The organism is endosymbiont of Riftia pachyptila (vent Ph05) (genome assembly GCF_000224455.1).
Classification (GTDB): Bacteria; Pseudomonadota; Gammaproteobacteria; order Chromatiales; family Chromatiaceae; genus Endoriftia; species Endoriftia persephonae.
Genome location: NZ_AFOC01000196.1, coordinates 1 through 544 on the forward strand (window position 1 = coordinate 1; position 544 = coordinate 544).

General features: G+C 52.6%; 1 protein-coding gene and 1 tRNA gene. One reads left to right on the forward strand and one right to left on the reverse strand.

Going from position 1 to position 544, the window contains the following annotated elements:
- Nucleotides 1–75 precede the first annotated feature (75 nt).
- Nucleotides 76–162: transfer RNA gene (locus tag RIFP1SYM_RS16175), tRNA-Leu, on the forward strand.
- A 174-nt stretch (nucleotides 163–336) separates the two neighbouring features.
- On the opposite strand, the gene RIFP1SYM_RS18510 is transcribed toward RIFP1SYM_RS16175, so the two are convergent.
- Nucleotides 337–544 (reverse strand): hypothetical protein (locus RIFP1SYM_RS18510; RefSeq protein WP_240992162.1); only part of this gene is annotated, 208 nt, incomplete at its 5' end.

The window sequence follows — 544 nt, forward strand, 5'->3', positions numbered from 1 at the left end:
AGTTCATGACGTGATCAGGGGCTCCCTAACCCCTTTCAGCCGCCCCACAACACGTTTATAATCGTCACCTACCACGCCGGGGTGGTGGAATTGGTAGACACAGGGGATTCAAAATCCCCCGGCTTCACGGCCTTGACGGTTCGAGTCCGTCCCTCGGTACCAGCTTAGGCCTGACTGTAGTCGGGCGACATTAAAGGCCTGCAAATGCAGGCCTTTGTCATTCTTGGGCAACACGGCTGGACATATCAGATCACCTATACTCAATTCTCCGCACGCAGTCCCGACACCCGCTTGGGTTCTTTCATGTTGTTGGTCACAAGGAATGCGGCCTTCTCTTTATCCCGTCGCTCCATCATCATCCGATAAACCAGGAATTTTTGCTTGGAAGCCTTTGATTAAATCTGGACGAAGTGGATTGTGATTCAGAATTTTTAGATTCAAGGCGCAAATCGCATGTAAAGCTACCGCTTCCTGCTCACGCGCCTCCCCTACATCCCTGTCGGGGATAGCTGGCTCTTGCGAACGATTGCATGGAGGCAGGAGG